Source organism: Corallococcus sp. AB032C, assembly GCF_003668935.1.
GTDB classification, from domain to species: Bacteria; Myxococcota; Myxococcia; order Myxococcales; family Myxococcaceae; genus Corallococcus; species Corallococcus exiguus.
Map to the genome: position 1 here is coordinate 1 of NZ_RAWP01000025.1, position 25,242 is coordinate 25,242.

Annotated in this window: 25 protein-coding genes; 20 read left to right on the top strand and 5 right to left on the bottom strand. The window is 67.8% G+C overall.

Going from position 1 to position 25,242, the window contains the following annotated elements; translation table 11 throughout:
* Nucleotides 1–273: 273 nt before the first annotated feature.
* A complete protein-coding gene (locus D7X99_RS13630) occupies nt 274–666 on the top strand; it encodes a cupin domain-containing protein (protein WP_121778182.1) in 393 nt (130 codons plus the stop codon).
* Here the strand turns inward: D7X99_RS13630 and D7X99_RS13635 are convergent, their stop codons facing one another.
* Nucleotides 667–2,454: an FAD-dependent oxidoreductase gene (locus D7X99_RS13635; RefSeq protein WP_121778183.1), complete on the bottom strand. Its 1,788-nt coding sequence runs from the start codon at nt 2,452–2,454 to the stop codon at nt 667–669.
* A gap of 450 nt (nt 2,455–2,904) precedes the next feature.
* Between D7X99_RS13635 and D7X99_RS13640 the strand changes: the two genes are divergently transcribed.
* The 14 genes from D7X99_RS13640 (at nt 2,905) to D7X99_RS13705 (ending at nt 17,606) form a co-directional block, all read left to right on the top strand.
* The gene (locus D7X99_RS13640; RefSeq protein ID WP_121778184.1) at nt 2,905–4,623 is read left to right on the top strand and encodes a chemotaxis protein CheA; all 1,719 of its coding nucleotides are present in this window, start codon (nt 2,905–2,907) and stop codon (nt 4,621–4,623) included.
* Between the two features lie 27 nt (nt 4,624–4,650).
* A complete protein-coding gene (locus tag D7X99_RS13645; RefSeq protein WP_121778185.1) occupies nt 4,651–6,342 on the top strand; it encodes a methyl-accepting chemotaxis protein in 1,692 nt (563 codons plus the stop codon).
* Between the two features lie 15 nt (nt 6,343–6,357).
* Nucleotides 6,358–6,918 carry a chemotaxis protein CheW gene (locus tag D7X99_RS13650; RefSeq protein WP_121778186.1) on the top strand — a complete coding sequence of 187 codons (561 nt, stop codon included), beginning with the start codon at nt 6,358–6,360 and terminating at the stop codon, nt 6,916–6,918.
* Nucleotides 6,919–6,922: 4 nt separating this feature from the next.
* Nucleotides 6,923–7,816: a protein-glutamate O-methyltransferase CheR gene (locus D7X99_RS13655; RefSeq protein ID WP_121778187.1), complete on the top strand. Its 894-nt coding sequence runs from the start codon at nt 6,923–6,925 to the stop codon at nt 7,814–7,816.
* 86 nt (nt 7,817–7,902) lie between these two features.
* Nucleotides 7,903–8,691, top strand: coding sequence for an SDR family oxidoreductase (locus D7X99_RS13660; protein ID WP_121778224.1), 789 nt, complete (start codon nt 7,903–7,905; stop codon nt 8,689–8,691).
* A 15-nt stretch (nt 8,692–8,706) separates the two neighbouring features.
* Nucleotides 8,707–9,648, top strand: coding sequence for a LysR family transcriptional regulator (locus D7X99_RS13665; protein WP_121778188.1), 942 nt, complete (start codon nt 8,707–8,709; stop codon nt 9,646–9,648).
* A gap of 48 nt (nt 9,649–9,696) precedes the next feature.
* Nucleotides 9,697–10,620 carry a DUF6310 domain-containing protein gene (locus D7X99_RS13670; RefSeq protein WP_121778189.1) on the top strand — a complete coding sequence of 308 codons (924 nt, stop codon included), beginning with the start codon at nt 9,697–9,699 and terminating at the stop codon, nt 10,618–10,620.
* Nucleotides 10,617–11,372 (top strand): DUF5953 family protein, encoded by a 756-nt coding sequence (locus D7X99_RS13675; RefSeq protein WP_121778225.1) that lies wholly within the window; start codon nt 10,617–10,619, stop codon nt 11,370–11,372. The genes D7X99_RS13670 and D7X99_RS13675 overlap by 4 nt, the downstream gene beginning before the upstream one ends.
* Nucleotides 11,373–11,581: 209 nt before the next feature.
* On the top strand, nt 11,582–12,505 hold the full coding sequence (locus tag D7X99_RS13680) for a DUF6310 domain-containing protein (protein WP_121778190.1): 924 nt from the start codon (nt 11,582–11,584) through the stop codon (nt 12,503–12,505).
* Nucleotides 12,502–13,257: a DUF5953 family protein gene (locus D7X99_RS13685; RefSeq protein ID WP_121778191.1), complete on the top strand. Its 756-nt coding sequence runs from the start codon at nt 12,502–12,504 to the stop codon at nt 13,255–13,257. The genes D7X99_RS13680 and D7X99_RS13685 overlap by 4 nt, the downstream gene beginning before the upstream one ends.
* A 101-nt stretch (nt 13,258–13,358) precedes the next feature.
* Nucleotides 13,359–14,228 carry a DUF2381 family protein gene (locus D7X99_RS13690; RefSeq protein ID WP_121778192.1) on the top strand — a complete coding sequence of 290 codons (870 nt, stop codon included), beginning with the start codon at nt 13,359–13,361 and terminating at the stop codon, nt 14,226–14,228.
* On the top strand, nt 14,225–16,024 hold the full coding sequence (locus tag D7X99_RS13695; protein ID WP_121778193.1) for a serine/threonine-protein kinase: 1,800 nt from the start codon (nt 14,225–14,227) through the stop codon (nt 16,022–16,024). The genes D7X99_RS13690 and D7X99_RS13695 overlap by 4 nt, the downstream gene beginning before the upstream one ends.
* A 160-nt stretch (nt 16,025–16,184) precedes the next feature.
* Nucleotides 16,185–17,339: a protein kinase gene (locus D7X99_RS13700; RefSeq protein ID WP_121778194.1), complete on the top strand. Its 1,155-nt coding sequence runs from the start codon at nt 16,185–16,187 to the stop codon at nt 17,337–17,339.
* A 33-nt stretch (nt 17,340–17,372) separates the two neighbouring features.
* Nucleotides 17,373–17,606, top strand: a complete 234-nt coding sequence (locus D7X99_RS13705) for a hypothetical protein (protein WP_121778195.1) — start codon at nt 17,373–17,375, stop codon at nt 17,604–17,606.
* On the opposite strand, the gene D7X99_RS13710 is transcribed toward D7X99_RS13705, so the two are convergent.
* On the bottom strand, nt 17,590–18,483 hold the full coding sequence (locus D7X99_RS13710) for a CPBP family intramembrane glutamic endopeptidase (RefSeq protein WP_121778196.1): 894 nt from the start codon (nt 18,481–18,483) through the stop codon (nt 17,590–17,592). The genes D7X99_RS13705 and D7X99_RS13710 overlap by 17 nt on opposite strands.
* Before the next feature lie 101 nt (nt 18,484–18,584).
* Between D7X99_RS13710 and D7X99_RS13715 the strand changes: the two genes are divergently transcribed.
* From D7X99_RS13715 to D7X99_RS13730, 4 genes are read left to right on the top strand one after another with little or no spacing between them, the layout of a single operon-like run.
* Complete coding sequence (locus tag D7X99_RS13715) at nt 18,585–18,965, top strand: type II toxin-antitoxin system PemK/MazF family toxin (protein ID WP_121778197.1); 381 nt, start codon at nt 18,585–18,587, stop codon at nt 18,963–18,965.
* Between the two features lie 32 nt (nt 18,966–18,997).
* Nucleotides 18,998–19,576 (top strand): TetR/AcrR family transcriptional regulator, encoded by a 579-nt coding sequence (locus tag D7X99_RS13720; RefSeq protein WP_121778198.1) that lies wholly within the window; start codon nt 18,998–19,000, stop codon nt 19,574–19,576.
* Between the two features lie 2 nt (nt 19,577–19,578).
* A complete protein-coding gene (locus tag D7X99_RS13725; RefSeq protein ID WP_121778199.1) occupies nt 19,579–20,433 on the top strand; it encodes an N-acyl homoserine lactonase family protein in 855 nt (284 codons plus the stop codon).
* 2 nt (nt 20,434–20,435) lie between these two features.
* Nucleotides 20,436–21,248, top strand: coding sequence for a HEAT repeat domain-containing protein (locus tag D7X99_RS13730; protein ID WP_121778200.1), 813 nt, complete (start codon nt 20,436–20,438; stop codon nt 21,246–21,248).
* Between the two features lie 24 nt (nt 21,249–21,272).
* Here the strand turns inward: D7X99_RS13730 and D7X99_RS13735 are convergent, their stop codons facing one another.
* The gene (locus D7X99_RS13735; protein ID WP_121778201.1) at nt 21,273–22,229 is read right to left on the bottom strand and encodes a hypothetical protein; all 957 of its coding nucleotides are present in this window, start codon (nt 22,227–22,229) and stop codon (nt 21,273–21,275) included.
* A 238-nt stretch (nt 22,230–22,467) separates the two neighbouring features.
* Entirely contained in the window at nt 22,468–23,343 is an 876-nt protein-coding gene (locus D7X99_RS13740; RefSeq protein ID WP_121778202.1) for an aldo/keto reductase family oxidoreductase, read from the bottom strand.
* A gap of 95 nt (nt 23,344–23,438) precedes the next feature.
* Here D7X99_RS13740 and D7X99_RS13745 point away from each other — a divergent pair, with 95 nt between their 5' ends.
* Nucleotides 23,439–24,347: a LysR family transcriptional regulator gene (locus D7X99_RS13745; protein WP_121778203.1), complete on the top strand. Its 909-nt coding sequence runs from the start codon at nt 23,439–23,441 to the stop codon at nt 24,345–24,347.
* A 12-nt stretch (nt 24,348–24,359) separates the two neighbouring features.
* Here the strand turns inward: D7X99_RS13745 and D7X99_RS13750 are convergent, their stop codons facing one another.
* Nucleotides 24,360–24,971 (bottom strand): hypothetical protein, encoded by a 612-nt coding sequence (locus D7X99_RS13750; protein ID WP_121778204.1) that lies wholly within the window; start codon nt 24,969–24,971, stop codon nt 24,360–24,362.
* Nucleotides 24,972–25,242 lie beyond the last annotated feature (271 nt).

Genomic DNA, 25,242 nt, shown 5'->3' on the forward strand with positions numbered 1-25,242 from the left:
GTGTATAAGAGACAGGGGGAGGCGCGGGAGGCGGCTCGTGATGCGAGCGGCATCCCTGCGCGATGACCAGACATGCCCACAGGGCAAGGCGCGACGTTGGGCGCATGGCTTGATTCCCTCGGGACCGGATTGCGGCACGAAGGTACGGAGGTGGGGACGGGCGCTACACCCCGTGCCCCGGTCCACCGCCCGCGTCCGCGCCCGAACCCTTTCCTCCGGCGCGCGGAGCCCCCAGCTTTCCCTTGGGACCCATTCACCGCGAGGGATTGCACCATGGCACGCGCCATCATCAAGAAGGCCAACGAGGCGGACGAGCGCCGGCCCTTCGTGTCGCACGGAGAGGCCATCGTCTTGAACATGGGAGCGCTCAGCATTGGCCGTGGCTACTTCGAACCCGGCTGGCGCTGGTCGGAGCACGTGAAACCCATCGCGGGCACGGAGTCCTGCGACGTCGTCCACACCCTCAGCGTCCTGTCCGGGCGGATGCACGTCCAGATGAATGACGGTCAGGAGCTGGACCTGGCGCCGGGCGACGTCGCCTTCATCCCGTCAGGCCACGACGCCTGGGTCGTGGGCGATGAGCCCTGCCGGGTCGTCGACTTCACCGGCGCGGAGGACTACGCCAAGGCCAGCAAGGAGGAACAGGAGCAGCCCTCGCTCCAGTAGTCAGTCGATGCCCAGCCGCTCCAGCAGCGCGTCCACCACGCTGGAGACGCGGAACTGGTCCAACCAGTCATCCACGTCTGTAAGGCCCGTGAGCGCCGCGAACCGGCGCAGCACGTCCGAGGCCTGGACCGCGGTGCGCAGGCCCAGCAGCTCGAACAGGTGCGGGCGTCCGCGTTGATACAGCGCCGCGTCCAGGCGCTTCCACGGCTCCACCCACGCCGGCTCCTCCAGGGGCCAGATGAGCGCGCGGCTGGACTGGGACTGCGTCCGGTCGAGGATGGCATTGACCGCGCGGCGGCCCGCCTCGCATGCCCCTTCCATGGAGGCCAGGTCCGTGTGCGTGCGGACGTAGTCCCCCGCGAGACAGAGATTGGGAATGACGCTCGCGGCCTCCGGACGCACGTTCCAGGAGCCGGGCGGATGGACCAGCAGGCCGGACGCGTTGCGCGGCGGCAGCCCGCCGCCGTAGTCCAGGTCCGCGTCCAGGTGGAAGGAGTGCAGGAGCTCGTCGGTCAGCACCTGCTCGTCCGGGTCCAGCCCGTTGAGCGCCGCCTTGAGCTGTCCCCAGACCTCCGTTTTTATCTCCTCCGGCGTGCAGTCCTTCGCGCGCTTCGGAACGAACGTGCCGGGCGTATTCCAATCCGAGACATCAATGGACAGCAGCCCGCCCACCTGCCCATCTCCGAACACGCGCCGGAACAGCCCCAGCTCGCGCCAGAACTGCGGCTGCGAGATGGACGTCAGCGCCCACGGGGAGTCCGGATAGAAGGTGTGGCCGCGGACCAGCGGCACGTCCTCGTAGAGGAAGAACTGGATGCCCACCATCCAGGACACCAGCTGCTCCACGTCCGCCGCGCGCAGCCGCGCCAGCGCCGGGTCCAACGCGGCCAGCTCCGGAGTCATCAGCGCATGCGCCGCCTCCAGCGGCACCGCGAGCACGTAGTGGTCGGCCGTGCGGGACTCGTTGTTGGCGAAGCGGACCCCGGCGATGCGCCCGCCCGCGACGTCGAGCCCGGTACAGGGGACGCCCGCGTGGAATTGCACGCCCAGTCCGCGCAGGTGGGCAATCCAGGGCTCGAGCCACAGCTGGCTCGTGGGGCCGCCCATCGTCCGGTCGTTGTTCACCCCGCTCTGGGCGAAGTCGAGGATGAGCTGCATGGAGATGGCGCCAATCGTCCGCGCGGACCCGCGCTGGGGATCCATGGCCACCATCGTGCGCGGCACCGCCCGCAGCTGCCGCTGGAACTTCGGCGAGTACAGGTCCCCCTGCGCGAAGTCCCACCAGGACATCCGCTCGTACTGGCCGAACCGGCGGGCCTCGCTGGATGAGAGGAATTGGAGGATCTTGAGGCTGTAGAGGCTGCTGTCGGCCTTGTCGAAGTCCAGTTTCTGGAAGAACAGCTCCAGCGCCTCCAGGACGTCATAGGGCTTGTCCAGCTTGCGGCGGGAGAAGCGGTACCACGTGTCCTCGTCGATGAGCGCGATGGCGCTCTCCGTGGTGGCCTTGAGGTGCTGCTCCACGGTGGGCGTGGCCGCGCCGGGGACGGCGGGCGTGCGCTGCATCATGTCGATGACGTGGCGGTAGAAGCGTGGGTAGAAGCGGAAGCCGTGCTCGCCCGGCAGGTCGCGCCGCCCGTTCGTCCCCGTGCCCGCCACCGGCTGCGAGCGGGCCTTGCCGCCCCAGGTCGTCCGCGTGTCGAAGACATGGACCTCGAAGCCGCGCTCCACCAGCTCGTGCGCGACCGTCAGTCCCGCGACGCCCCCTCCCACCACGATGACGCTGGGCATGTGGCTCCTTTGCCTGGGCTTCGTGTGCTTGAGGGAGCGTCGCGCAGGCCCCAGGGAGTCCGCATCACCCCGGAGTGTGAGTGAGATGTCTTGGACGAACGTACGAGACGCAGCGTGTTGGGCGTGGATGGGATTGAAACATGTAACTCAAGACAGGTGCGGCGCGGCCTGGGGGAGACGTGGCCGACACACGACCTGGGAAGTCTTGTCCCTCGGGCGGGCCTCGCTTTCCCGCCGATACAAACCCCGAGTGAAATCACCGCCGAGGTTGTTCAATTTTTATTGATTTGCTACTGTTGACTTCTTGAAACATTCCTCGTCGTGGAGGTCGGCCCACCTTCATGGCAATGCCTTGCATGTCGAGGAAGGGGGGCGCCAGTCCGTGTTCTTGAGAATCCCTCCACCCATCCCACTACGTGTGCCGGTCTCCCTTCGCCCCTGGGGCGCGAGGTGACGACAGGCCCGGGGGACATACCGTCGGAGACCGCCGCGGAGTGGCAGAAGGTGCTGGCCGTCTTCGCGGATGAAGCGGAGGGGTTGGTCTCCTCCATGGAAGAGAACCTCATCGCGCTGGAGGTCTCTCCGGCGGATGGGCTGCTCCCGGGCATCCTGCGGGGTGCCCACACGCTCAAGGGCGCGGCGGCGTCGCTCGGCTTCCAGGCCGTCACGGACTACACGCACGGCGTCGAGGACCTCCTCCAGGCCCTGCTCGACGGGCGCCTCACGCTGGATGAGACGCGGGTGTCGTTGCTGCTCGGCGCGGTGGATCACCTCCGCGAGCTGTGCCAGGCGTCGCTCGCGGGCGTGGACTCGCTGGGCGCGGTGCACCAGGCCCACCTCTCCCTGCTGCGCGAGGGCATCGTCGCGGGGGCGCCCACGGAGGCGCTGCCAGTTCCCGCCGCGCTGCCGCGCCTGCCGGAGGCGCGGGGCACGACGCGGACCCGCGTGCGCATGGACATGGAGCGCCTGGACCGCATCGTCACGCTCACCGCGGAGCTGTCCGTGGCGCGCGGGCGGATGGCGCAGTTCCTGTCGCGCGCGGAGGAGTCCGGGGCCAGCTGGGAGGACGCGCTCAACCAGCAGCGGGAGATGGACCCGCTCTTCGAGGCGCTCCAGGAAGAGGTGATGAAGGTGCGGATGGTCCCGGTGGGGCCGCTGTTCCGTCAGCACCTGCGCACCGTGCGCGACCTGGCCCGCTCCCAGCAGAAGCTGGCCCAGCTGGAGCTGGAGGGCGAGGACGCCACGCTGGACACCGCGGTGCTGGACGCGCTGCGCGACCCGCTGCTCCACCTGCTGCGCAACGCGCTGGACCACGGCATCGAGACGCCGGACGAGCGGCGCGTCGCGGGCAAGGACCCCCGGGGCCGCCTGCGGCTCAAGGCCTACCATGACGCCGGCAGCGTCGTGGTGGAGCTGGCCGACGACGGCCGGGGCATCCAGCGCGAACGGGTGCGCGAGCGCGCCCGGCAGAAGGGGCTGGTGGCGGCGCCCGAGCGGTTGCGCGACGACGAGCTGTTGCGCCTCATCTTCGAGCCCGGCTTCTCCACGGCCACCGAGGTGACGGAGCTGTCCGGCCGCGGCGTGGGCATGGACGTGGTGCGCCGGGACATCGAGGCCCTGCGCGGCTCCGTGTCCATCCAGAGCCAGGAGGGGCAGGGCACCACGTTGACGCTGCGGCTGCCGCTCACGCTCGCCGTCATCCAGGGCTTCGCCATGGGCGTGGGAGACCAGGTGTACGTGGTCCCCATCGAGGGCGTGCAGGAGTGCATGGAGGTCCCCGCCCACGAGCGCACCTTGGATGCGTCCGGTGTGCTGTCCCTGCGAGGCCAGCCGCTGCCGTTCCTGCGGCTGCGCCAGGTGTTCTCCCTGGGCGGGAGCACGCCGGCCCGGGAGAACGTGGTCGTCCTGAAGCACCCGGACGGCGTCATCGGCCTGGCGGTGGATGAGCTCCAGGGCGAGGGTCAGCGGGTCATCCGGCCCCTGGGGCGCCTCTTCCAGGGCATCCCCGGCATCTCCGGCTCCACCATCCTGGGCGACGGCCGGGTGGGGCTGCTGCTGGACACGCCCGCGCTGGTGCGCAGGGCCATCCTCCACGCCTCCGAGGCCGCGCTCAGTCCTCCCTCCCCCCTGGCAACCCCTTCTCCCGCGAACGCCACTCGGGCGCCGTAGCGGTCAGTCTCTGTTTCCGGAGTCATCATGTTCAACAACCTGAGCATCACGGCGAAGCTGACGCTCGCCTTCAGCGCGATGGTCGCCATCATCATCGCGCTGGTCGTGGTGGTGTACACGACCATCCTCAAGGTCTCCGTCACCGCCGAGGGCGATACGGAGAGCCACAAGGTGCTGATCGCCGTGCGCACCCTGGAGGGTGACATGGCCGACCTGGAGACGGGGCAGCGCGGCTTCCTCATCACCGGCGACGACAAGTTCCTGGAGCCCTACAACCTGGCCCGGTTGGGCGTGTCGCAGAGCCTGGACAACATCCGCCAGCTCACCCAGAGCGACCACCGCCAGCAGGAGCGCCAGCAGGAGATCCGCGACCTGTTGCAGCAGTGGATTTCCCAGCACCTGGAGCCCCTCATCGCCCAGCGCCGCGAGATCAACGCGGGCCGCGGGGAGCTGGCCCAGCTGGTCGCGGTGGAGCAGTCCGCGCGCGGCAAGCAGACCGTGGACCGCATCCGCATGCTGCTCAGCAAGCTGGGGGACGACGAGACGGCCCTGCTCCAGGAGCGCACCACCCGCACCGCGGGCATGGTGGTGGACCTGTACAACATGATCATCATGGGGGGCGTCCTGGGCGTGGTGCTCGCGGCCCTGCTGTCCTACTTCCTCACCCGCAGCATCGTGCAGCCGCTGACGGAGGCCGTGCAGGTGACGTCGCAGGTGACGGCGGGCGACCTCACCGCGAACATCGTCGCCCGGGGCACGGATGAGACGGGCCGGATGATGGGCAGCATGCGGGAGATGATCCAACGGCTGTCGGGCGTCATCAGCGAGGTGCGCGGCGCCGCGGGCTCGCTGTCGTCCGCGTCCCTCCAGGTGGCGTCCGCCGCGCAGGGGCTGTCGCAGGGCACCAGCTCCCAGGCGGCCTCCGTGGAGGAGACCACCGCCAGCCTGGAGCAGCTCAACGTCAGCATCCGCCAGAACTCGGAGAACAGCCGGGAGATGGAGCAGACGGCCCTCAAGGGCGCCCGCGACGCGGAGGAGAGCGGCCGCGCGGTGAAGGAGACCGTGGAGGCGATGAACGCCATCGCGGAGCGCATCGACATCGTGGAGGAGATTGCGTACCAGACGAACCTGCTCGCGCTGAACGCCGCAGTGGAGGCCGCGCGCGCCGGGGAGCACGGCCGGGGCTTCTCCGTCGTCGCCACGGAGGTGCGCAAGCTGGCGGAGCGCAGCCAGAAGGCCGCGAAGGAGATTGGCAGCCTGGCCACCTCCAGCGTGAAGGTCGCCGAGCGCAGCGGCCAGCTGCTGTCGGAGCTGGTGCCCGCCATCCGCCGCACGTCGGAGCTGGTGCAGCAGGTGGCCAACGCCTCGCGCGAGCAGTCCATTGGCGTGTCGCAGATGAACCGCGCCATGACGCAGGTGGATCAAGTCACGCAGCGCAACGCGTCCGCCGCGGAGGAGCTGTCCTCCACCGCGGAGGAGATGGCCACCCAGGCGGAGTCGCTGCTGCAGATGATGAACTTCTTCCGGCTGGTGGAGGGCATGAACTTCAACGCCTCCTCCACGCAGCATCGCCCCATGGCGACCCGGTTGCCGGCCTCGCCCGTCCGGGGCCTCCAGGCGGCGGCGCAGGGGCCGCTGGCCACGTCCACGAACGGGGCCCTGTCCCGGCTCCAGAACGGCGCGGAAGCGCCGGCCCCCCATGACTTCCAGCGGTTCTAGGAAGGGGCGCGCACCATGAGCCAGTCCACCGAACCGGGCAGCGGCAGGTCCAGCTACCTGAGCTTCATGCTCGCGGGCGACGAGTACGCCGTGGGCCTCCTGCGGGTGCGGGAGATCATCGAACACCGCCCCGTCACGCGCGTGCCGGGGATGCCCGCGGCCGTGCAGGGAGTCATCAACCTGCGTGGCAGCGTGGTGCCGGTCGTGGACCTGGCGGTGAAGTTCGGGCTGCCGCCCCGGCCCATCACGCGCTGGTCCTGCTTCGTCATCGTGGAGGTGGTGCTCGACGGCCAGCCGACGGTGTTGGGGCTGCTCACGGACACGGTGCGCGAGGTGCTGGAGCTGGGCCCCTCGGACATCGAACCGCCCCCCGCCTTCGGCACGCGCGTGCGGCTGGAGTTCCTCCGGGGCATGGGCCGCCACAACGACACGTTCATCCTGCTGCTGGACCTGGACCGGGTCCTGTCGCTGGAGGAGCTGCTCCGGCTGACGGCCGCCACCGACGAGGCCGCGGCCCCGGCGGCACTGGCCCCGGCGGCTCCGGCCCCTGCTCCGGAAGCATCGGGCAACGGGTGAGGGGATGAGCGAGGACGCGCTCTGGCCGTCCGCGCTGCCTCCGGCGCTGTCGCGCACGGAGCTGGCGCTGTTCCAGCATCTGGTGGAGACGGAGGCGGGCATCCACCTGTCCGCGGCCAAGAACGCGCTGGTGGCGAACCGGCTGTCGCGGCGGCTGCGGGAGCTGGGGCTGCCGTCCTTCGCCGCCTACCACGCGTACGTCACCGCGCGGGGGAACGAGGCGGAGAAGGTGCGGATGCTGGACAGCCTCTGCACCCACGAGACGTCCTTCTTCCGCGAGCCCCGGCACTTCGACCTGCTGCGTGAGCACGTCTTCCCGGAGTGGGCGGCCCAGGCGGCGCAGGGCCGGCGGCCCCGGAGCATCCGCGTCTGGAGCGCCGGGTGCTCCACGGGCGAGGAGCCGTACTCGCTGGCGATGGAGCTGCTGGAGGCGTTCCCCAAGGGCTCCGGGTGGAGCCTGGAGATCGTCGCCACGGACCTGTCCACCTGGGCGGTGAAGCGCGCGGAGGAGGGCCTCTGGAGCATGGAGCGGGCCCGGACCATCCCGCAGGTGCTGCTGCGCAAGTACATGCTGAAGGGCGTGCGCACCCAGGAGGGCCTCATGACGGCGGGCCCGGAGCTGCGCCACTTCATGCGCTTCGCCCGCGCGAACCTGCACGCGCCCGCCACCTGGCCGGTGGGGCCGTTCGACATCATCTTCTGCCGCAACGTGCTCATCTACTTCGGCACGGAGGCCCGGACGCGCGTCATCCAGGGGCTGCTGTCGCGGCTGCCGGAGACGGGCTACTTCTTCCTGGGGCACGCGGAGAGCCTGATTGGCATCACCGCGGCGGCGCGCTCCGTGAGCGCCAACGTGTACACGCCGCGCCCGGGACCGCCGTTTCCGTCGCGCGAGTAGCGCAAACGCGCCGCTTTCCATTTCTGGAAAGCAGGTGCCCGCCGCTGCCCGTTGTTGCTGGGGTGGCCGGCGCGCATCCTTGTCCCATGAAACGATTTGATTTCGCGGGCAAGACGGTGCTGGTGACCGGTGCGTCCATGGGCATTGGCGCGGAGTTCGCGCGGCGCTTGTCACGGCGGGGGGCCACGGTGGTGCTGGTGGCCCGGAGCGAGGCGAAGCTGGCGGCGCTCGCGGCGGCGCTGGGCAACGCGCATGTCCTCCCCGTGGACCTGACGGCTCCGGGCGCGCCCCAGCGGCTCTTCGAAGCGGTGCGCGCGAAGGGGCTGGAGGTGGACGTCCTGGTGAGCAACGCGGGGTTCGGGCTCCACGGCGGCTTCGACGTGCTGCCCTTGAAGGACCAGCTGGAGCAGATTGCTCTCAACGTCCATGCGCTGGTGGAGTTGACGCACGTCTTCCTGCCCATGCTGGAGCGGCGCCAGGGAGGCGTCATCCACGTGGCCTCGATGGCGGCGTACCAGCCGACGCCGTACATGGCTGTCTATGGAGCGACGAAGGCCTTCGTCCTGTCCTTCAGCGAGGCGCTCTGGGCGGAGTACCGCGAGCGCGGCGTGCGCGTCCTCGCCCTGTCGCCTGGGGCCACGGACACGCCGTTCTTCGAGCGTTCGGGGGAGGGTGCTTCGCCCGGGAGGAAGGCGCGCCCGGAGGACGTGGTGGAGGTCGGCCTCGATGCGTTCATCGCCGGGCGCTCGTCGGTGGTGCATGGTTTGGGCAACAGGCTCGCGGCCTTCGCCAACCGGTTCTTCTCTCGGGAGCTCAGCGCGAAGGTCATCGCGCGGATGACCCGGCCGAAGACGCCCGCGCTCCCGGCGACCTAGAGTGCTTTTCTGCTCATGGAAAACAAACTGCCTGCCTGGGATGACCTCCGCGTCCTGCTCGAAGTGCATCGCGGCGGCAGCTTCCTCGCGGCGGGGCTCAAGCTGGGTCTGTCGACGTCCACGGTGGCGCGCCGCATCGGGGCGCTGGAGAAGGACCTGGGGCGCGCGCTGGTCCACCGCACCTCGCAGGGCGCGTGGCTGGAGAAGGAGGCGCTGGAGCTCATCGCGCTGGCGGACCACTTCGAGCAGTCCCTGCGCGCGCACCGGCGCGATGGCGGCGGAGGCTCACCCTATGCGGGCAGGATTCGCATCTCCCTCCCGGACGGCTTCCTGACGGGAGCGGCGGAGGCGGCGACTCGCTTCCGGCGGCTGCATCCGGAGACGCTGATTGAAGTGATTTCGGAGCTGCGGTTCGTGGACCTGTCCTCGCGCGAGGCTGACATTGGCGTACGGGGTGGACGGTCCTCCTCTCCGGTGCTCGTCGACAAGCCGTTGGGTGAAGTCATGAGCGGCCTCTACGCGAGCGAGGAATACCTCTCGCGCTCCCTCCCCAAGCGCTTCCTGGGCGCTGACGACTACCGCGGGCAGGACTTCGTCGTGGAGGATGAGACGCCTCGCGGGCAGGGCCCCTCGCAGTGGTTGAGCCAGCGGGGCGCTTCCCGTTTCCCCTTCCGCTCCAATTCGATGGAGGCGCGGCTGCACGCGGCGAAGGGCGGCATGGGGCTGGTCATGCTTGGGATTGGCGCGGAGAAGCAGCACCCGGAGTTGAAGCGGGTTCGGCTGGAGACGCCGCTGCCGTCACTGCGCTTCTACCTCACGATGCACAAGGACCTGCGCAAGGTCCCCCGCATCCGTGAGTTCGCGAAGACCCTTGAGTCCGTGTTCGCGGAGTACCTGGTTGCGCAGGCCGAAGCGGAAGCCTCGCGCCCGAAGCGCTTGCGTCCCCGGACGCGCTAGCAGGCCGTTGGAAAAGGCAGCTGAAACCCTCCATTCTTCTGCGAGGATATGGCCATGCGTTTCCGCGCCAGCATCGCACTCCTCCTCTTCCTTTCGGCGTGCGCCACGTCGACACCGACTCCCGGCACGCGCGGAACGCGGAGCCAGAGACTCACCAACCTTGAGCGGGCGGCGAAGCTGCCCTGGGCTGACGATGGGCGGTGCGTGGTTCGCGAAGCGTCACAGCCTTGGCCCGTCCTGGTGGAGAGGTGCTATCAGGCCCTCGACCATGACCGGATCGAGTTCCACGACACCACGGGAAGCTGCGCGGTCGCCTCCGCTGGCGCTGGTGCCATGGGAGTCGGGCTCTGCGTTCTGGTGGCTCCTGAGATTGTTGTGGGAGCCGTGATCGTCCTGGGTGTGGTGGTGGTCGGCGTCGCCATCAAGGAGGCGCTGGACGCGTATGAGCTGCGGCACGCCTACCCCGAGGAAGCAGGGACCTCACGAGGAACGAAGGTGGCATCCCGGGAAGCTGAAGCGCAACGCAAGCCCAAGCTGAAGCCCGAGCCCGCGGGGCAGGACCAGCAGCCTCCAGTGCCGCCTGTGCCCGTGGACCGGACAGGACGCGCCAGTTGCGAGCCTGTTCCAGTACCCCACGCGGGCGAGGACGACCCGCATAATGAATGTGCCGACAAGTTCCCACCCAATCGTTATCCTGGAATGGACGTGCTCGTTGGCGGCGTGCGCTTCGATGCGTTGCAAGTCGGCGTGCGCGTGCTGTGGGAGATCAAAACCCATCAATTCGACTCATATAATAAATTCATCCGGAGGCGAGAGATCGAGAAGGAGCTGGCGCAGATCGAAAAGGAGCAAGACGCGGCTGCGGCATGCGGATATGGCTACGTGGTTGGGGTGAGTACCCAAGCGCACAAAGACGCGTTGCTCGAAGCGACTCCCCTACTGGATGTCGTCGTCACAGGGTGCAAGCGATGACCCAGTCTGATTCCCTCACCGTTATCGTCTACGCGCCCGCACTCGTGGGCAAAGATGGCCGCACGCTTGATGTCATCCATGGGATGGAAAAGGCACTTCCCGGTTTGCGCCTGGCGTGGCGAATCCCCGAAAGCGGGCCCCCCATTGCATTGGCGCATCGTGACGCATGGCTCGCGGAAATGACACAGGAAGGGAAATTCCCCCTCTTGTGCAACGGAGATGAGAGTTACCCCGTGATGATTTCGGGGAGGGGCAGCTCGGGGCGCCTCAGTCCGGGCGGACAAGCCCGACTTGACGTGCATGCTGAGATACCAATGGACGCACCCGCGATCGCGGCAGCGGCGGCTGTGCTTGAGGCTGTGGCGGAGGGCTCTCGCGCGCACTGGGGACATGCGTCGCCTTACGGATACGGATCGGAAATCGCGCAGCAGTTTCGCCGCTCGCCGCATGGACCGGAGCGTTCACCCCGCGGGCTTCCCATGCTCAACCTTCCAGAGAAGCTCCCCACGCCTGCGATTCCCTGGTTCCTTGGGTGGCTGAACTATTGGTCTGCCGCCGCAGCGCAGGCCATCGGGTTCCCGGATCCTGCTCGCGACACCGAGTTGCTCACGCAGGCGCGGCGTACGGCGTCAGGTGGGTGGATTGTGCAGCTCACGGACGTGCCGCTCGCCTACGACGACCCCGCCCACCTGGAGACGCTCAAGCGGACCTACGAACGCTTTCCGCAGATAGGCGGACGCGCAGCGCCTTGAACTCCCTCAAGGGGCCTGGGACGTGGCTCCGGTTGTAGGAAAGAGCCCCGCTGTGCGGGCGTCCGCGATGACAGCCTTCCCATCTGGGAGGTGCGGTAGCGATGGCTCGTCCTGCGCGTTCTATTGGCACACGCCAGGCATACCGTGGCAGCACGCGCTGATAGACTCCAGGCTCGTTGGGCAGAAACCCTCCATTCTTCTGCGAGGATATGGCCATGCGTTTCCGCGCCAGCATCGCACTCCTCCTCTTCCTTTCGGCGTGCGCCACGTCGACACCGACTCCCGGCACACGCGGAACGCGGAGCCAGAGACTCACCAACCTTGAGCGGGCGGCGAAGCTGCCCTGGGCTGACGATGGGCGGTGCGTGGTTCGCGAAGCGTCACAGCCTTGGCCCGTCCTGGTGGAGAGGTGCTATCAGGCCCTCGACCATGACCGGATCGAGTTCCACGACACCACGGGAAGCTGCGCGGTCGCCTCCGCTGGCGCTGGTGCCATGGGAGTCGGGCTCTGCGTTCTGGTGGCTCCTGAGATTGTTGTGGGAGCCGTGATCGTCCTGGGTGTGGTGGTGGTCGGCGTCGCCATCAAGGAGGCGCTGGATGCGTATGAGCTGCGGCACGCCTACCCCGAGGAAGCAGGGACCTCACGAGGAACGAAGGTGGCATCCCGGGAAGCTGAAGCGCAACGCAAGCCCAAGCTGAAGCCCGAGCCCGCGGGGCAGGACCAGCAGCCTCCAGTGCCGCCTGTGCCCGTGGACCGGACAGGACGCGCCAGTTGTGAGCCTGTTCCAGTACCCCACGCGGGCGAGGACGACCCGCATAATGAATGTGCCGACAAGTTCCCACCCAACCGTTATCCCGGGATGGACGTGCTCGTTGGCGGCGTGCGCTTCGATGCGTTGCAAGTCGGCGTGCGCAAGCTGTGGGAGATCAAGACCCATCGATTCGATTTGTACAATGACTTCGTCCGGGATCGGGAGATCAAGAAAGAAGTCGAGCAGCTGCGTAAGGAGAGAGAAGCTGCGATGGCATGCGGATATGAATTCATCATCGGCGTGAGCACCGAGGCGCACAGAGATGCGCTGTTGCAAGAAAATCAGTTCCTGAAAGTCGTTGTCACGGGGTGCGAGCGATGATTACACGAAAACGTCTCGCCTTCATCGTCTACGCGCCTGCGCTTACGGGAAAAGACCGCCGCGTCATCAATAGTGTTCATGGGATGGAGAGGGCGCTTCCCGGTTTGCGGCTGGAATGGCGGCTTTCCAAGAGCGGCCGCCCCATTGCATTGCCGCAGCGTGATGCGTGGCTCATGGAAAAGATTGAGGACGGTGGCTTCCCATTGGTGTGTAACGGGGACGAGAGTTACCCCGTAACGGTTTGGGGAACGGAGAGTTCTGGTTCCTTCTGTCCAGGCGGTCAGGCCCAGTTTGAGGTGCACGCGAAACTGCCTCTGGACGAGCCTGTGATCGCGTCGGCGGCGGCTGTTCTTGAAGGCGTGTCGGAAGGAGCACGGGCGCTATGGGGACGAGCGACACCGTACGAGGCTGCGGTGGACATCGCGTATCAGACCGCCCCCACGTTGGAAGGGCCTCCATCCCCACGCCGGGGGTTGCCCGCCCTGAAGCTTCGCGAGCACATCCGCGCGCCAGAGATTCCCTATTACCTTGGGTGGCTGAACTACTGGTCGGCTGCTGCCGCGGAGGCCATCGGGTTCCCGGACCCGACCCGTGACGCCGAACTGCTCACACGGGCGCGGCGTGCGGCGTCTGGTGGGTGGATCGTACAGCTCACGGATACGCCGCTCGACCTGGACAACCCTGTCCACCTGGACGCGCTCAAGCGCGCCTACGAACGCTTTCCGGGGATCGGCGGACGCGCAGCGCCTTGACCTCGCTCAAGGGGCCTGGGACGTGGCTCCGGTTGTAGGAAAGAGACCCGCTGTGCGGGCGTCCGCGATGGTAGCCTTCCCATCTGGGAGGTCATGCACCATTGCTCCAACCGTTCAGATTGGCCCTGGCGCTCGCGCTTGTCACGGGAGCTGTTGCGTGGGCTGAGCAGGCACCGGGTGCGCGCGTCAGGCGGGAACGACCCGTCACCGTCGCCAGCACGCCCACCGGACCGCTGCCCGTCGTCCACGTCGCAGGGGACACGCCGACCGTGTTCCTGTTCTCCTCACCGATCCAGCGCAAGACCCTGACCTTCGATGAGTCCCGGATCCGCGTCCTGGATGCGGGCGAGCGGTCGATCATCGTTCAGCCCGTGGCCAATCTCGGCGACGGTGAGCGACAGGAACTCGGAGTCTTCTTCGCGGACGGCCATCCGCCGACGCGAGCCGCCTTCGTGCTCGTGACGGATCCGACCGAAGTGGACTCACGGATCGACGTGCAACGCCCGGAGCCGCCGAACACGGCCTGCCAGCCCATGGCCCAAGCCCCGGCACCGAAGCCGGAAGACTTCGTGCTACTCGGCTACGTGGACGCGAAGGGCGTCACGACGTCCAGCCGCAAAGGCAAGTTCGATGGTGCGCAGGGGCTTAACTGGGACTTGATCGTAGCCTTTCGAGGAACGGGTTGGATTCTGGCGGACGTGAGGATCACGAACAACCCCAACCGCCCCGCCTGGACGCCCCGAGAGGCGACATTCGTGGGGCGAGTCGGCATGCCCCTGCGGGCGCGGCTCGTAACCGAGACGCCAGGGGCAATCCTTCCGGGCAATGAAAGGCGGGTGCTTGCGGTCGTGGAAGTGCCAGAGACGGAAGCAGACCTCGTCTTCGCCCTGGAGATGCGCGGGGATGGGGAGCGTCATCTCACGATTCCAGGCGTGCGCTTCCCGAAGCCCGCCGCGGAGGACGCCCAATGAGCGCGACACTGCTCCATGTTTCACCTGGGTCTCTCATTGACGGCTGGCAGGTGGCCAGGCCACTTGGCGACGGAGGCTTCGCGTTCGTCTTCCTCGGCGAGAAGAACGGCAGGCACCGTGCCATCAAGATGGCACAGCACCGGGAGTCCAGCGGCGACCTCAAGCAGACCCATGCCCGGACGCTGCGGGAGTTGACGGCGCTGCTCATGCTGGACCATCCGAACATCGTCCGGCCGCAAGGACATGGCCTCGCTGAGAGCGGGAACCTCTACCTCGCGCTCGACTACGTGGACGGCTGGACGCTCGCGGAGTGGGCGGAGCGCAAGCACCCGACCGTTCGTGAAATCCTCGGAGTCTTCGAGAAGCTTTCTGGTGCGTTGTCATACATGCATGGCCGGGGCATCCTGCATCGGGACCTGAAGCTGTCCAACGTGCTCATCCGCAAGAGCGACGGCGAGCCCGTCATCATCGACTTCAGTTGCGCGACCTACACCCTCGCCGAAGACCTGACGGACGGGGGCTTGCCCCCGGGCACGGACCGCTATCGCGCCCCCGAGCAGTTCAAGTTCCTGCGCGAGCACAAGGACGAGCACCGGGCCCGCTACGCCTTCCAGGTCGCCGATGAGATCTTCGCGGTCGGTGTCATGCTCCATGAGCTGCTGACGGACCCGCGACCGACGGAGTTTCGTCCGCGCTTCGACTTGAACAGTCTTGCCCTCCCACCGCCGCCACCCCGCTTGGTGAATGCGCGGGTTCCAGCGGAGTTGAGCGATCTCGTGGAGAGCATCCTGGCCCGAGACCCCAGGAAGCGTCCGGTCGACACCGAGGCGCTGCGCCGCGAGTTGGCGGATCTCCGCGACGCGCGCTCCGCTGAGTATGACGTGCCGGCCCATCCGCCCGCTGAACAGCGTCACGGAGGACCGACACCCGCGGCATTGGGGATGCCCTCCACGCCGCAATCCCTCAAACGGCATGTGGCCATGGTGGAGCGACCGCGCCGAACGAGAAGGTGGCTCGCAGGCGTCGTTTGTATCGTCGTGCTCGTCATGGCCTCGGTCCTTTGGCGCTCGTCAAGGAGCGTCCCTGCCGGGTCGCGCGACGCCGCAGCCCCAAGCCCTCCTCCCGCCACCACCCATTCCGCGCCGCCCACGACAACACCTCCTGCTATGACACCTGTTGGCCCTTCGTCCGCGACAGCCCCGGGGCCCGCGGTCGCCGCTGCCCCGAAGGAAGGATCCGCCTTGAAGACCCCAGCACCCGAAACCTCGTCCCCAGGACGTGCGCCCCGCATGCCGAAGAAGCCTGTTGCCGTCGTGGAGTGCGCGTCGTTGTCGCTCGTCGCGGCGCTGGCGGCGGGTTGTCCGGGAGCCCAGATCCGGCCCGAGGCGTTCACCTGTCCGGCTGGGGCGTATCAAACCATGCGGGAGCAGCTTCACTGGAAGGGCGCGGACGTGTTCAGCCTTCAACTCGATGAGCGCCAGGCAGCGTTTGGACTCGTGTGGTTCACCGCTGGCGCGGAGGTGGTGGGGGTTGTCCCGAAAGGCATCTCCAGCCCCCGGCAGCTTTCAGTCGCCCCTGTGGGGACACGCTTCTACGGCAAGGCGTACTACCTCTCTGACAAGATGGGGCGTGCGGATGGAGAGACACTCGTCATCCGGTATGACCGGGTGAAGCTGCCGGGGCAGGAGGAGTACCCCATCTGCTTCGTGGTTGAGACCACGGCCGAAGAGTTCAAGGGCGGCAGGGTGCAGGCGTCGAATCGGGGTGCCGGGCTCGTTGTGGACCGCTGGCCCTGAGGGAGTTCGGGACGACGTAGTGGGTAGGTGCTTGATTTCGCGCCCCTCCTCCTCGAACCCGACATGCACGCCCAGGGTCGTTCCGTTCCTTCCCAGCCCACGGGTACCGTCGCCCGCGACGCGCGGGGCAGGAATGCCTGCGTGAAGAGGAGGAAGACACATGTCGGAAAGGGAGTTCAGGCTTCCACGCGGGGCGATTCTCTTCACGAGGGACGGCGTCCAGTATGAGTTCCGCGAAGACCTGGGAGTGGTCCACCACGAGTTGAGTCTCCTGCTGGCCCGGCGCCGCACGCTGGAGGGCAACATCCGGGGCAAGGTGCTGCTCAAGGCGGTGGGTGTTCCGAAGTTGATGGAACTGCCTCGCATCAAGCGGGCGCGGGCGAAGCTGGAAGAGCAGGTGCGTCTCGCGACGTACCTCGACCATCCGGGCATCCTCCGTGTCCAAGGGCTGCACAAGGCGGAGGGGTGCTGGTACGTCATCACCGAGCATCCGTCGGGACACACCATCAACACCCTGTTGACGCTCTCCGGGGAGTGCGGTCGCCGGTTCTCTCCGCTCTTCACCCTCCATGTCGGGGCGCGCGTCGCCGAGGCCCTGGAGCATGCCCACGAGGCGAAGGACGCGCAGGGGCGCTCCCTCCACATCGTCCACCGGGCGCTCGACGTTGAGCACATCTTCGTCGACTGGAACGGCGACGTGCAGGTCTCCGACTTCGGACTCGCCCGTTCGGACCTGCCCGGCCGCGTTTCGTCCACGGTGCGCCAGCCTCAGGGGGATGCGTTCTACTCCTCCCCGGAGATGCTCCTGACCGGGCGTGTGGATGCGCGTTCGGACCTCTTCGCGCTCGGCAATGTCCTGCTCGAATTGGCGACAGGGAAGAACATCCTCGATGCCCCGGACGTCTTGACCGAAGAGGTGAAGGACTCGCTTTCGGTCAGGCAGCGCATGCGGGCCCGCCGTGCCGTCAGGAGGGCTCGGCTCGCTGGGAGCCCTGCCGGTGTGGAGGATGTAATCTGGCGCGCGGCGACCTACACGCAAGCGGACCTGGAGGCGTTGACGGAGCCGCTTCCGCAGGGGCTGGGCCTGGCACTGCGCAAGCTCCTCCAGCCACGCCCGGACGCCCGCTACCAGACCGCGCGAGAACTGGCGGTGGACCTGCGCCGGTGGCTCGGAGAGGGAGATGCCTACGGCCGGAAGGAAGCGGTGGCTGAGCTGCACGAGATGGCCAGGCAATCCCACGAGGCGATGGTCGAACTGGGCATGCGGCGCCCCCGTGGCCCCCAGGCTTCCCAGAACGAAATCAGCACGAACTAGCCGCTGTCCCTGAGGTTGGCTGACACTCCGCGGATGGACGAGACATCGGTGTACAAGCAGGCGCGTGCCATCGCGGATGAAGTGCTGCACGACCTCCCGCACGTGGGCGTCGATGTGGACACGCGCATGTGTCCATCGACCTCGTCAACCCAGACACGGCGGAAACATGGCTTCGCGCCCGAATGGAATGGCAGTGAGACGACCCGCATCACGCTCCTCGTCACGGGGGAGCGTGACTTCGAGGAGACCGTCAGCGTGGGGGCGTGAGCGCCGACGCCTCGCCGGGGTGGGGCAGTGCCTCCTGCTCCGGCGCGGCGGAACCCTTCCAGCGTGTCAGGGCAATGATTGCCACGCTCAGGACGGTGACGCAGAAGATGGACGCCTCCAGGCCGTAGGCGCCGCCCGTGAGCCACTCCGGACGGCCATCGAAGACGGGCGTCCACCAACCGCGGGCTTCCTTGCCGCTCACGCCGAAGCCCATCGTGCCCAGGAACCAGTTCCAGCCCATGTGCACGCCCACCGGCAACGCCAGGTGCCGCGTGCGCAGGTAACACAGGCCCAGCATCCAGCCCGCGAGGAAGGTGGTGATCATCGCCACGACGCGCGTGGGGACCTCCATGTCCGTGCTGAAGGGGTGGGCCAGGCAGAAGAGGAGGGAGATGACCACCTGCGCCCAGCGCGTGCCCAGGCCCCGGATGGCGCGCTGGAAGAGGTAGCCGTGGAACAGCGCCTCCTCGAAGAGGCCCACGCCCAGCATCAACAAGGCCATCCTCACGATCGCTGTCACCTGGGTATTCGCGGCGCGCTCCAGGTGGTAGCCACCGGCCACCCAGCCGCAAAGGGCCACAAGTCCCACCAGCACCACGCCGGCCAGGGCCCCCGCGCCGAACTCACGGCCCGCGCGCCGGTCCAGCGACATGCCGAGCGACGCCAGCGGCTGACGTTCGAGACGCAGGGCGCCAAGCGTCCCGAGCAGCACCCCCAGGAACGCGAGGAAGGAGTGGGGCACGAACGGCTTCACGGATGCGGGCAGCAGCGTCCAGAGCCACAGCAGGAGGCCCACCAGCGCGACGGTTGGCAGAAGGAAGGCCAGCCCCTTCCAGCCGTTGCGCAAGTGCCCTTCACCATCCCGGAACACCTTCATGCGGATCGACCTCGCAGCGTGGTTGCGTGCCCTGCCTACAACCAACGCGCGGCCCTGGGAAGGATTGCCCTGGTTCGACACGGCGTGGCACAACCCGGCGCATGAGCACGGGCCCGAAGACGATCCGCCGGGGAGACCTGTACTGGTGCGAGCCGGATGAGGCACGGGGCTCCGTGCCGCCCATCGCCCACCCGTACCTCGTCATCCAGGACGACGTCTTCAACCGCACCCGCATCCACACCGTCATCGTCTGCGCGCTCACCTCCAACCTGAAGAAGGCGAGCGAGCCCGGCAACGTGCTGCTCGAAGCGGGGGAGGGCCACCTGGCGAAGCAGAGCGTCGTGGTCGTGTCGCAGGTGTCCTCGGTGGAGAAGTCGCGGCTCGGCGAGCGCATTGGAGCGCTCTCCGACACACGGGTCGAACAGGTCCTCGCGGGCCTGCGCTTCCAGCAGGCGTCCTTCTTCCGCGACCCTGGTATTTGACCTGTAGGTACAAAACGCCATAGAAGGCCGCCATGGCACGTCCCCGGAAGTTCCAGCCGGAAGCCGTCGTGGAGAAGGCGATGGAGGTCTTCTGGGAGAAGGGCTACGCGGCGGCGACGCCGCAGGAGCTGGGCGAGCGGATGGGGTTGGGGCGGGGCAGCCTCTACAACACGTTCGAGAGCAAGCACGGCCTCTTCGAGCACGCGCTGCGCCACTACCTGGACCATGAGGCGGTGAAGCTGCTCGCGCTCCTCCAGCGGCCCGGGCCGGTGAAGCAGCGGCTGCGGGCGTTGATGCTCGCCATCATCGAGATGGACCTGGCGGACCCGGAGCGCCGGGGCTGCATGGCCATCAACACCGCCATCGAGCTGGCCGGTCGGGATGCATCCGCGACGAAGCTGGCGGCGCGCATGTTCGACCAGACGGAGGCCGCGTTCCTGGCCGTCCTCCAGGAAGGGCAGCGCACGGGAGAGCTGGCTGCCCACCAGGATGCGGAAGCGCTGGCGGCCCTCCTGCTCAACACGCTCACCGGCTTGAGGGTCCTCGGAAAGACGGCCGAGGACGCCACGCGGTTGGAGCGGATTGTCGACACCGTCCTGAAGGCCTTGTGAACATGCCGCGAAATCCTTCCACTCCACTCGCCGTGCTCCTGTTGGGGCTGCTCACGGGCGCGTGCGTGCGTTCGACGGCGCCAGACGCGTCTCCGGTTCCCGCGCTCCGTCTCTACGCGTTGGACTGCGGTCACATCGACGTGAAGGACATGGGGTTCTTCGCGGATGGAAGCCCGCCGGGAGGCAAGCCCGGTGAGCTGATCGTCCCGTGCTTCGTCATCCAGCATCCGCGGGGCACGCTCGTCTGGGACACGGGATTGAGCGATGGGCTTCCGGTTGGAGCGGAAGACCCGGTGGGCAATCGCTTGCGGCTGGAGACCACCCTGGCCGCGCAGCTCCAGAAGCTGGGGCTCGCGCCCGTGGACGTGAGCTACGTGGGGTTCTCCCACCTGCATGCGGACCATGCGGGCAATGCCAATGTCTTCCCCTCGTCGACGTGGCTCCTCCAACGGCGCGAGCTGGAGTGGGCGACCCGGACGCCGGCCCCTCCGGGCGTGGACCCCAGCCGCTTCTCCGCCTGGCGCGAGGCCCGGGTCCAGCTGCTGGACGGCGAGCTGGATGTGTTTGGCGACGGAACCGTGAGAATCATCCCCACCCCGGGCCATACGCCCGGCCACCAGTCGCTGGTGCTGCGGTTGCGGCAGGCGGGGACGTATGTGTTGTCTGGAGACCTCTGTCACACGCGGGAGAACTGGGAGCACCACGGGGTGCCGGCCTTCAATGACAGCCGCGAGGACACCCTGGCGTCCATCTCCCGGGTCGAGGCCCTGGTGAAGGACTCGCACGGAGCCTTCGTCGTGGAGCACGCCCCCGAGGACTTCAAAGCCCTGCCCGCGTTCCCGGCTGCCCTGGAGTGAGCGTGACACACGAACCAGACCCGGATGTCCGGACGGTGGAGACGCTGGTGGCCACGGCGCTGCGGGGCGTGCCGGAGAGCTCCGAGGCCTGGGAGGCCATCTACGCCCTGCACCGCAGGGGAGGGAACGCCGTCTTTGACGCCGCCAGCGCGCTGCTGCGCTCGCGCCTCCCCCAGGAGCGCGCCCGGGGCGCCGACATCCTGGCGCAGCTTGAGCGGCCTTCCGACGTGCGGTCGAGCGCCGCGGACCGGATGCTGCCGCTGCTCCTCGAGGAACAGGACGCGCAGATCCTGCCATCGCTCATCGCGGGCCTGGGACACCTGGGCGACGCGCGGGTGCCGCCAGCGATTGCCCCCTTCCGGGATCATCCCTCCGCCCAGGTCCGGGGCGCGGTGATGCTGAGCCTCCTGAAGTCGTCCGGTGAGGAGCCGCTGTCCGTGCTCCTGCCGTTCCTGGATGATCCGGACGAGGGCGTCCGGGGGCTGGCGATGGCCCACCTCCGGACCTTGCCCCCGGAGGTCGATACGCCAGTGCTCCGGGATGCGCTCGTGCGCCGCATGGACGACGGGAGTCCGGCCCTCCGGGCCGACGCCGTGCTCCTGCTCGCGCAGCGCAAGGATCCGCGAACGCTGGAGTCGCTGCGCAAGGCCCTCCGCCGCTCGCGTGTCCGACAGGAGTTCGTGGAAGCCGCCGGAGCGTTGGGAGACCCGGCGTTGCTCCCAGCGCTGCGCGCGTTGGAGGGACAGCGCCAGGACGACAGGCCGTTCAAGCGGGCCCTGGCGCAGGCCATCAAGTTGCTGGAGGCGGTAGGTTGAGGCTCCTCACCGCCCTGTCCGAGGTCAGGGAGGGTTGTCGCAGCCGATCCAGGAGCAGCTGCTCCTGAACGCATACGAGAAGTGATACCCGTCGCCCGCCGCGTCCAGGACATCCCACCGATGCGTGCGGAGGTAGTATTCCTGCGTGCCGCAGGCCTGCCAGACAGGACAAGGATAGTAGGTGCCGCTCAATTGCCGGAACGACCACTCTTCTCCGGCGAACGTGGCCCAGGCCCCCTTCACGGCATTGTCATAGGAGACCTGCATCCTCATGCTTCCCCTGTAGGGGGCGAGCCGGGTGAAGGACGATTTGGAATTGGCGGATGCCCAGGTGTCGCCTGTGATGTTGGGCAGGCAGTTGAAGAAGTCCCCGGCCTTGAAGCAGTACTGGTCCCTGAAGACGACGCCGTCGCCGCTCCCCAGGGATTGGGTGACGGACGCGAGGCCGTCCCCCCGCTGCGCACCGCGATCCAAGGCGAAGGCCCCTGAGGACTTCAGGTTGGGATCCGCCTCGTCCCTCGCGAGAACGTGGGCGTCATCAGGAGGCGTCACGATGCGCTCGGCCTTGACCAGGGCTTCTGGCGGCGTGGCGCCGCCCGTCAACTGCCGATAGAGTTCGACGGCTGAGTGATCGGCAATCCCTGATTCACTCAGGATGCGTCCATCTCCCGCGGGTCCGCGCTCCGCGAGGAGGATGCCGCCGGGCTGCAAATCATAGAACTCAACGTAATGGTTCGGTGACGTCTCGACCCGCGTAATCAAGTGATTGAGCTCGTCGAGCTTCGGACGCAGTCGCTGCGCGGCGTCCAGGGCAGCCGCGGGATCCGACTCATAGAGTTGATCGATCTGCTGGAGGGACCGTTGCGCTTCGGTGAGTGATGAGGGGTTGAACTCGACTGGCGCTGCATCTTCATTGCATCCGGGGAATGCCATGGCTGCTATCAGCAGAACACTCAACCGAAGTGGGCGCTTGCTCTTCATGATGTGTCCTCCAAGACGCTGACTGAGATGCGCAATCACAGTCGTTCAGTCTGAAGGATTTCGTCAATTGCGGCTGGCGCCTGGAAGTCTGGTTTCGGGGCGACTGTTCGGTGGTGGACGTTTCGGTTGCCATCACCGTCAAACCTTTACAGTGGGGCGCTGTTGAGCCGAGCTCCAGGACTGGGGTTGCCCCAGGCCGCGGCGGAGATGCGCCACGGCCGGGAGGCGCCACGGGAGGTCAGGCGTTCGCGCTCGCCACGGACTCCAACTCCTTGAGCGCATCCTCCGGCAGCGTGAGCTCGGCCGCGGCCAGGTTCTCCTTCAGGTGCGCGACGGACGACGTGCCAGGGATGAGGAGGATGTTGGGCGAGCGGCGCAGCAGCCACGCCAGCGCGGTCTGCATGGGCGTCGCGTTCAGGCGGGCCGCCACGGCGGACAGCGTGGAGGACTGCAGCGGGCTGAAGCCTCCCAGCGGGAAGAACGGCACGTAGGCGATCTTGTCCTTCGCGAGCGAGTCGATGAGCGCGTCGTCGTGCCGGTGCGCCAGGTTGTAGTGGTTCTGCACGCAGACGATGTCCGCGATGCGCCGTCCGTCGGCGACCTGTTTGGCGGTGACGTTGCTCAGCCCGATGTGGCGCACCAGGCCCTTGCGCTGGAGGTCGGCGAGGACGGTGAGGGCCTCTTCGATGGGGCCCTCGGCGGGCCCGTGCGTGTCGAACATGAAGCGCAGGTTGACCACGTCCAGCACGTCCCGCCCCAGGTTGCGCAGGTTGTCGTGCACGGCCTGCGTCAGCTCTTTCTTCGAGAAGGCCGGGAGCCAGGAACCGTCATTGCCGCGCCGGGCGCCAATCTTGGTGACGATGACGAGGCCGTCAGGGTAGGGCGTGAGCGCCTCGCGGATGAGCTGGTTGGTGACGTGCGGGCCGTAGTAGTCGCTGGTGTCGATGTGGTTCACCCCGCGGGCCACGGCCTCGCGCAACACGGCACGGGCCGCGTCCGGGTCCTTCGGCGGGCCGAAGACGCCGGGTCCCGCGAGCTGCATGGCTCCATAGCCGAGGCGCTTCACGGGGTGGCCCCCGAGGGGGAAGGTGCTGGATGCGTCGATACCGGGCATGCTCCATCTCCTTTTTGAGATGCAGCATGCATAGCCACCGTGGACTTTCTGCATAACGGGGCACGACCCGTACAGGTTGTGCGGAGTGGCGAACAGTGAAGGTCGACCTGGGTGATTTGAACGCCTTCGTGGTGGTGGCGCGGGCCCGCAGCTTCCGCGAGGGTGCCCGCCTGAGCGGGAGCAGCGCGTCCTCGCTGAGCGACGCGGTCCGCCGGCTGGAGGAACGCCTGGGCGTCCGCCTGCTCAACCGCACGACGCGCAGTGTCGTCCCCACCGAAGCCGGAGAGGGCCTGCTGGAGCGCCTGGCGCCCGTGCTGACGGAGATGGAGGCCGCGCTCGACGTGGTGAACGGCTTTCGCAACCGGCCCGCGGGCGTGTTGCGCCTCAACGTGCCCATCAGCGCGTCACGGCTGGTGTTGCCGCGCATCGTCCCGCCGTTCCTCGCCGCGTACCCCGACATCCAGCTGGAGGTCATCACCGAGGACAGCTTCGTGGACGTCATCGCGGCCGGCTGTGACGCGGGCATCCGCTACGACGAGCGGCTGGAGCAGGACATGATCGCGGTGCCCATCGGGCCTCGCGTCCAGCGCCACGCCACGGCCGCGGCCCCGGCGTACCTGGAGCGGCATGGACGGCCGGAACATCCCCAGGACCTGCTGCGGCATGCCTGCCTGCGCGGCCGTTTCGCGAGCGGCGCGATGACGCTCTGGGAGTTCGAACGCGACGGCGAGGTGGTGACGGTCGAGCCCTCGGGGCCGCTCATCGTGCGAGCGGGTGGGGCGACGGACCTCGCCGTCGACGCCGCCATCGCGGGCACCGGCATCGTGCATCTCTTCGAGGACTGGCTGCGCCCGTACCTGGACAGCGGCGCGCTGGTGCCCGTGCTCGAACCCTGGTGGCAGCCCTTCCCGGGGCCCTTCCTCTACTACCCGGGGCGGCGCTTCGTGCCCGCGCCGCTCCGGGCGTTCATCGACTTCATCAAGGCGCCAGAGACCCGGCCTTGATGCCAGGGGGCGTCAGGGCTCGGAAACGCTCACGGTGAAGCCCTTGGGGACACTGGATTCATCCAGCACGTGCATGAAGGCCTGGGCCGTCCACTCCACATCGACCGTGCCGGGGTCCGCGACCGTGCCGGAGTCCGCGTCGGATTGGACGTCGATGCCAAAGACGGCTTGCAGGGTCCACTCGCAGCCTTGATCGTCCGAGCATTTTTCGCTGAGGAACTCCATGCTCTCCACCGCCACGGCGACGTCGGGCTCCAGGACGCTTCTGCGGTCTTCATAGAGGGTCTCTCCGTGAAGGTGGCTGATGACCAGCGACGGCTTCGTCGTCTGGGCGGGGTCAGCCGGCGTCCACTTCGCCTTGGCCTTGATGTGCACCTCGCCTTCGACCGGATCCGACAACTTCTTCGTCGCGGAGGCCCGGACGACGACCGTGCGCGTGACCCTGCCAGTCTCCGTCGTCAGTTGGAAGGGCGTGCCGGTGTGGACCGGGGACGCCACATCTTCAGACTGGTTTCGCGACGTGGCCACCACGCTGGCGCAGGCCAGCAAGAGCACCAGGCGTGATGCCCAGGTACGGGCCGCGGTGGGGATTCGCTCGAAGACGGAGGGACTGGCTCGACGCATGGCTTCCTCGGGCAGGCGTGAAGGTTCCGGGCGTACGGGAACGCCGGGTGGCGCGACGCAGAGCAATCGCAATGCCACGCACTCCCAGAGGGACGCAGGGCCTGAGCGCCATGCTCCAGCGTCACAATCATGACATGTGTGTCATATGACAGCCGGGGCCGTACTTGGAGTGAGGGAGGGATGTTGACGTCGGGTATTGCTGTTTTTTAGGCTTGTTCATGGAGAGCGGTTATTGCGCGCTGCATCTCGCGGCGGTCGCGACCCCGAGCTC

What these genes read in the sequence shown, in the direction of transcription:
- D7X99_RS13630 (WP_121778182.1), top strand. Translation starts at nt 274, where the DNA reads ATGGCACGCGCCATCATCAAGAAGGCCAACGAGGCGGACGAGCGCCGG.
- D7X99_RS13635 (WP_121778183.1), bottom strand. Translation starts at nt 2,454, where the DNA reads ATGCCCAGCGTCATCGTGGTGGGAGGGGGCGTCGCGGGACTGACGGTC.
- D7X99_RS13645 (WP_121778185.1), top strand. Translation starts at nt 4,651, where the DNA reads ATGTTCAACAACCTGAGCATCACGGCGAAGCTGACGCTCGCCTTCAGC.
- D7X99_RS13650 (WP_121778186.1), top strand. Translation starts at nt 6,358, where the DNA reads ATGAGCCAGTCCACCGAACCGGGCAGCGGCAGGTCCAGCTACCTGAGC.
- D7X99_RS13655 (WP_121778187.1), top strand. Translation starts at nt 6,923, where the DNA reads ATGAGCGAGGACGCGCTCTGGCCGTCCGCGCTGCCTCCGGCGCTGTCG.
- D7X99_RS13660 (WP_121778224.1), top strand. Translation starts at nt 7,903, where the DNA reads ATGAAACGATTTGATTTCGCGGGCAAGACGGTGCTGGTGACCGGTGCG.
- D7X99_RS13665 (WP_121778188.1), top strand. Translation starts at nt 8,707, where the DNA reads ATGGAAAACAAACTGCCTGCCTGGGATGACCTCCGCGTCCTGCTCGAA.
- D7X99_RS13670 (WP_121778189.1), top strand. Translation starts at nt 9,697, where the DNA reads ATGGCCATGCGTTTCCGCGCCAGCATCGCACTCCTCCTCTTCCTTTCG.
- D7X99_RS13675 (WP_121778225.1), top strand. Translation starts at nt 10,617, where the DNA reads ATGACCCAGTCTGATTCCCTCACCGTTATCGTCTACGCGCCCGCACTC.
- D7X99_RS13680 (WP_121778190.1), top strand. Translation starts at nt 11,582, where the DNA reads ATGGCCATGCGTTTCCGCGCCAGCATCGCACTCCTCCTCTTCCTTTCG.
- D7X99_RS13685 (WP_121778191.1), top strand. Translation starts at nt 12,502, where the DNA reads ATGATTACACGAAAACGTCTCGCCTTCATCGTCTACGCGCCTGCGCTT.
- D7X99_RS13695 (WP_121778193.1), top strand. Translation starts at nt 14,225, where the DNA reads ATGAGCGCGACACTGCTCCATGTTTCACCTGGGTCTCTCATTGACGGC.
- D7X99_RS13700 (WP_121778194.1), top strand. Translation starts at nt 16,185, where the DNA reads ATGTCGGAAAGGGAGTTCAGGCTTCCACGCGGGGCGATTCTCTTCACG.
- D7X99_RS13705 (WP_121778195.1), top strand. Translation starts at nt 17,373, where the DNA reads ATGGACGAGACATCGGTGTACAAGCAGGCGCGTGCCATCGCGGATGAA.
- D7X99_RS13710 (WP_121778196.1), bottom strand. Translation starts at nt 18,483, where the DNA reads ATGAAGGTGTTCCGGGATGGTGAAGGGCACTTGCGCAACGGCTGGAAG.
- D7X99_RS13715 (WP_121778197.1), top strand. Translation starts at nt 18,585, where the DNA reads ATGAGCACGGGCCCGAAGACGATCCGCCGGGGAGACCTGTACTGGTGC.
- D7X99_RS13720 (WP_121778198.1), top strand. Translation starts at nt 18,998, where the DNA reads ATGGCACGTCCCCGGAAGTTCCAGCCGGAAGCCGTCGTGGAGAAGGCG.
- D7X99_RS13725 (WP_121778199.1), top strand. Translation starts at nt 19,579, where the DNA reads ATGCCGCGAAATCCTTCCACTCCACTCGCCGTGCTCCTGTTGGGGCTG.
- D7X99_RS13735 (WP_121778201.1), bottom strand. Translation starts at nt 22,229, where the DNA reads ATGAAGAGCAAGCGCCCACTTCGGTTGAGTGTTCTGCTGATAGCAGCC.
- D7X99_RS13740 (WP_121778202.1), bottom strand. Translation starts at nt 23,343, where the DNA reads ATGCCCGGTATCGACGCATCCAGCACCTTCCCCCTCGGGGGCCACCCC.
- D7X99_RS13750 (WP_121778204.1), bottom strand. Translation starts at nt 24,971, where the DNA reads ATGCGTCGAGCCAGTCCCTCCGTCTTCGAGCGAATCCCCACCGCGGCC.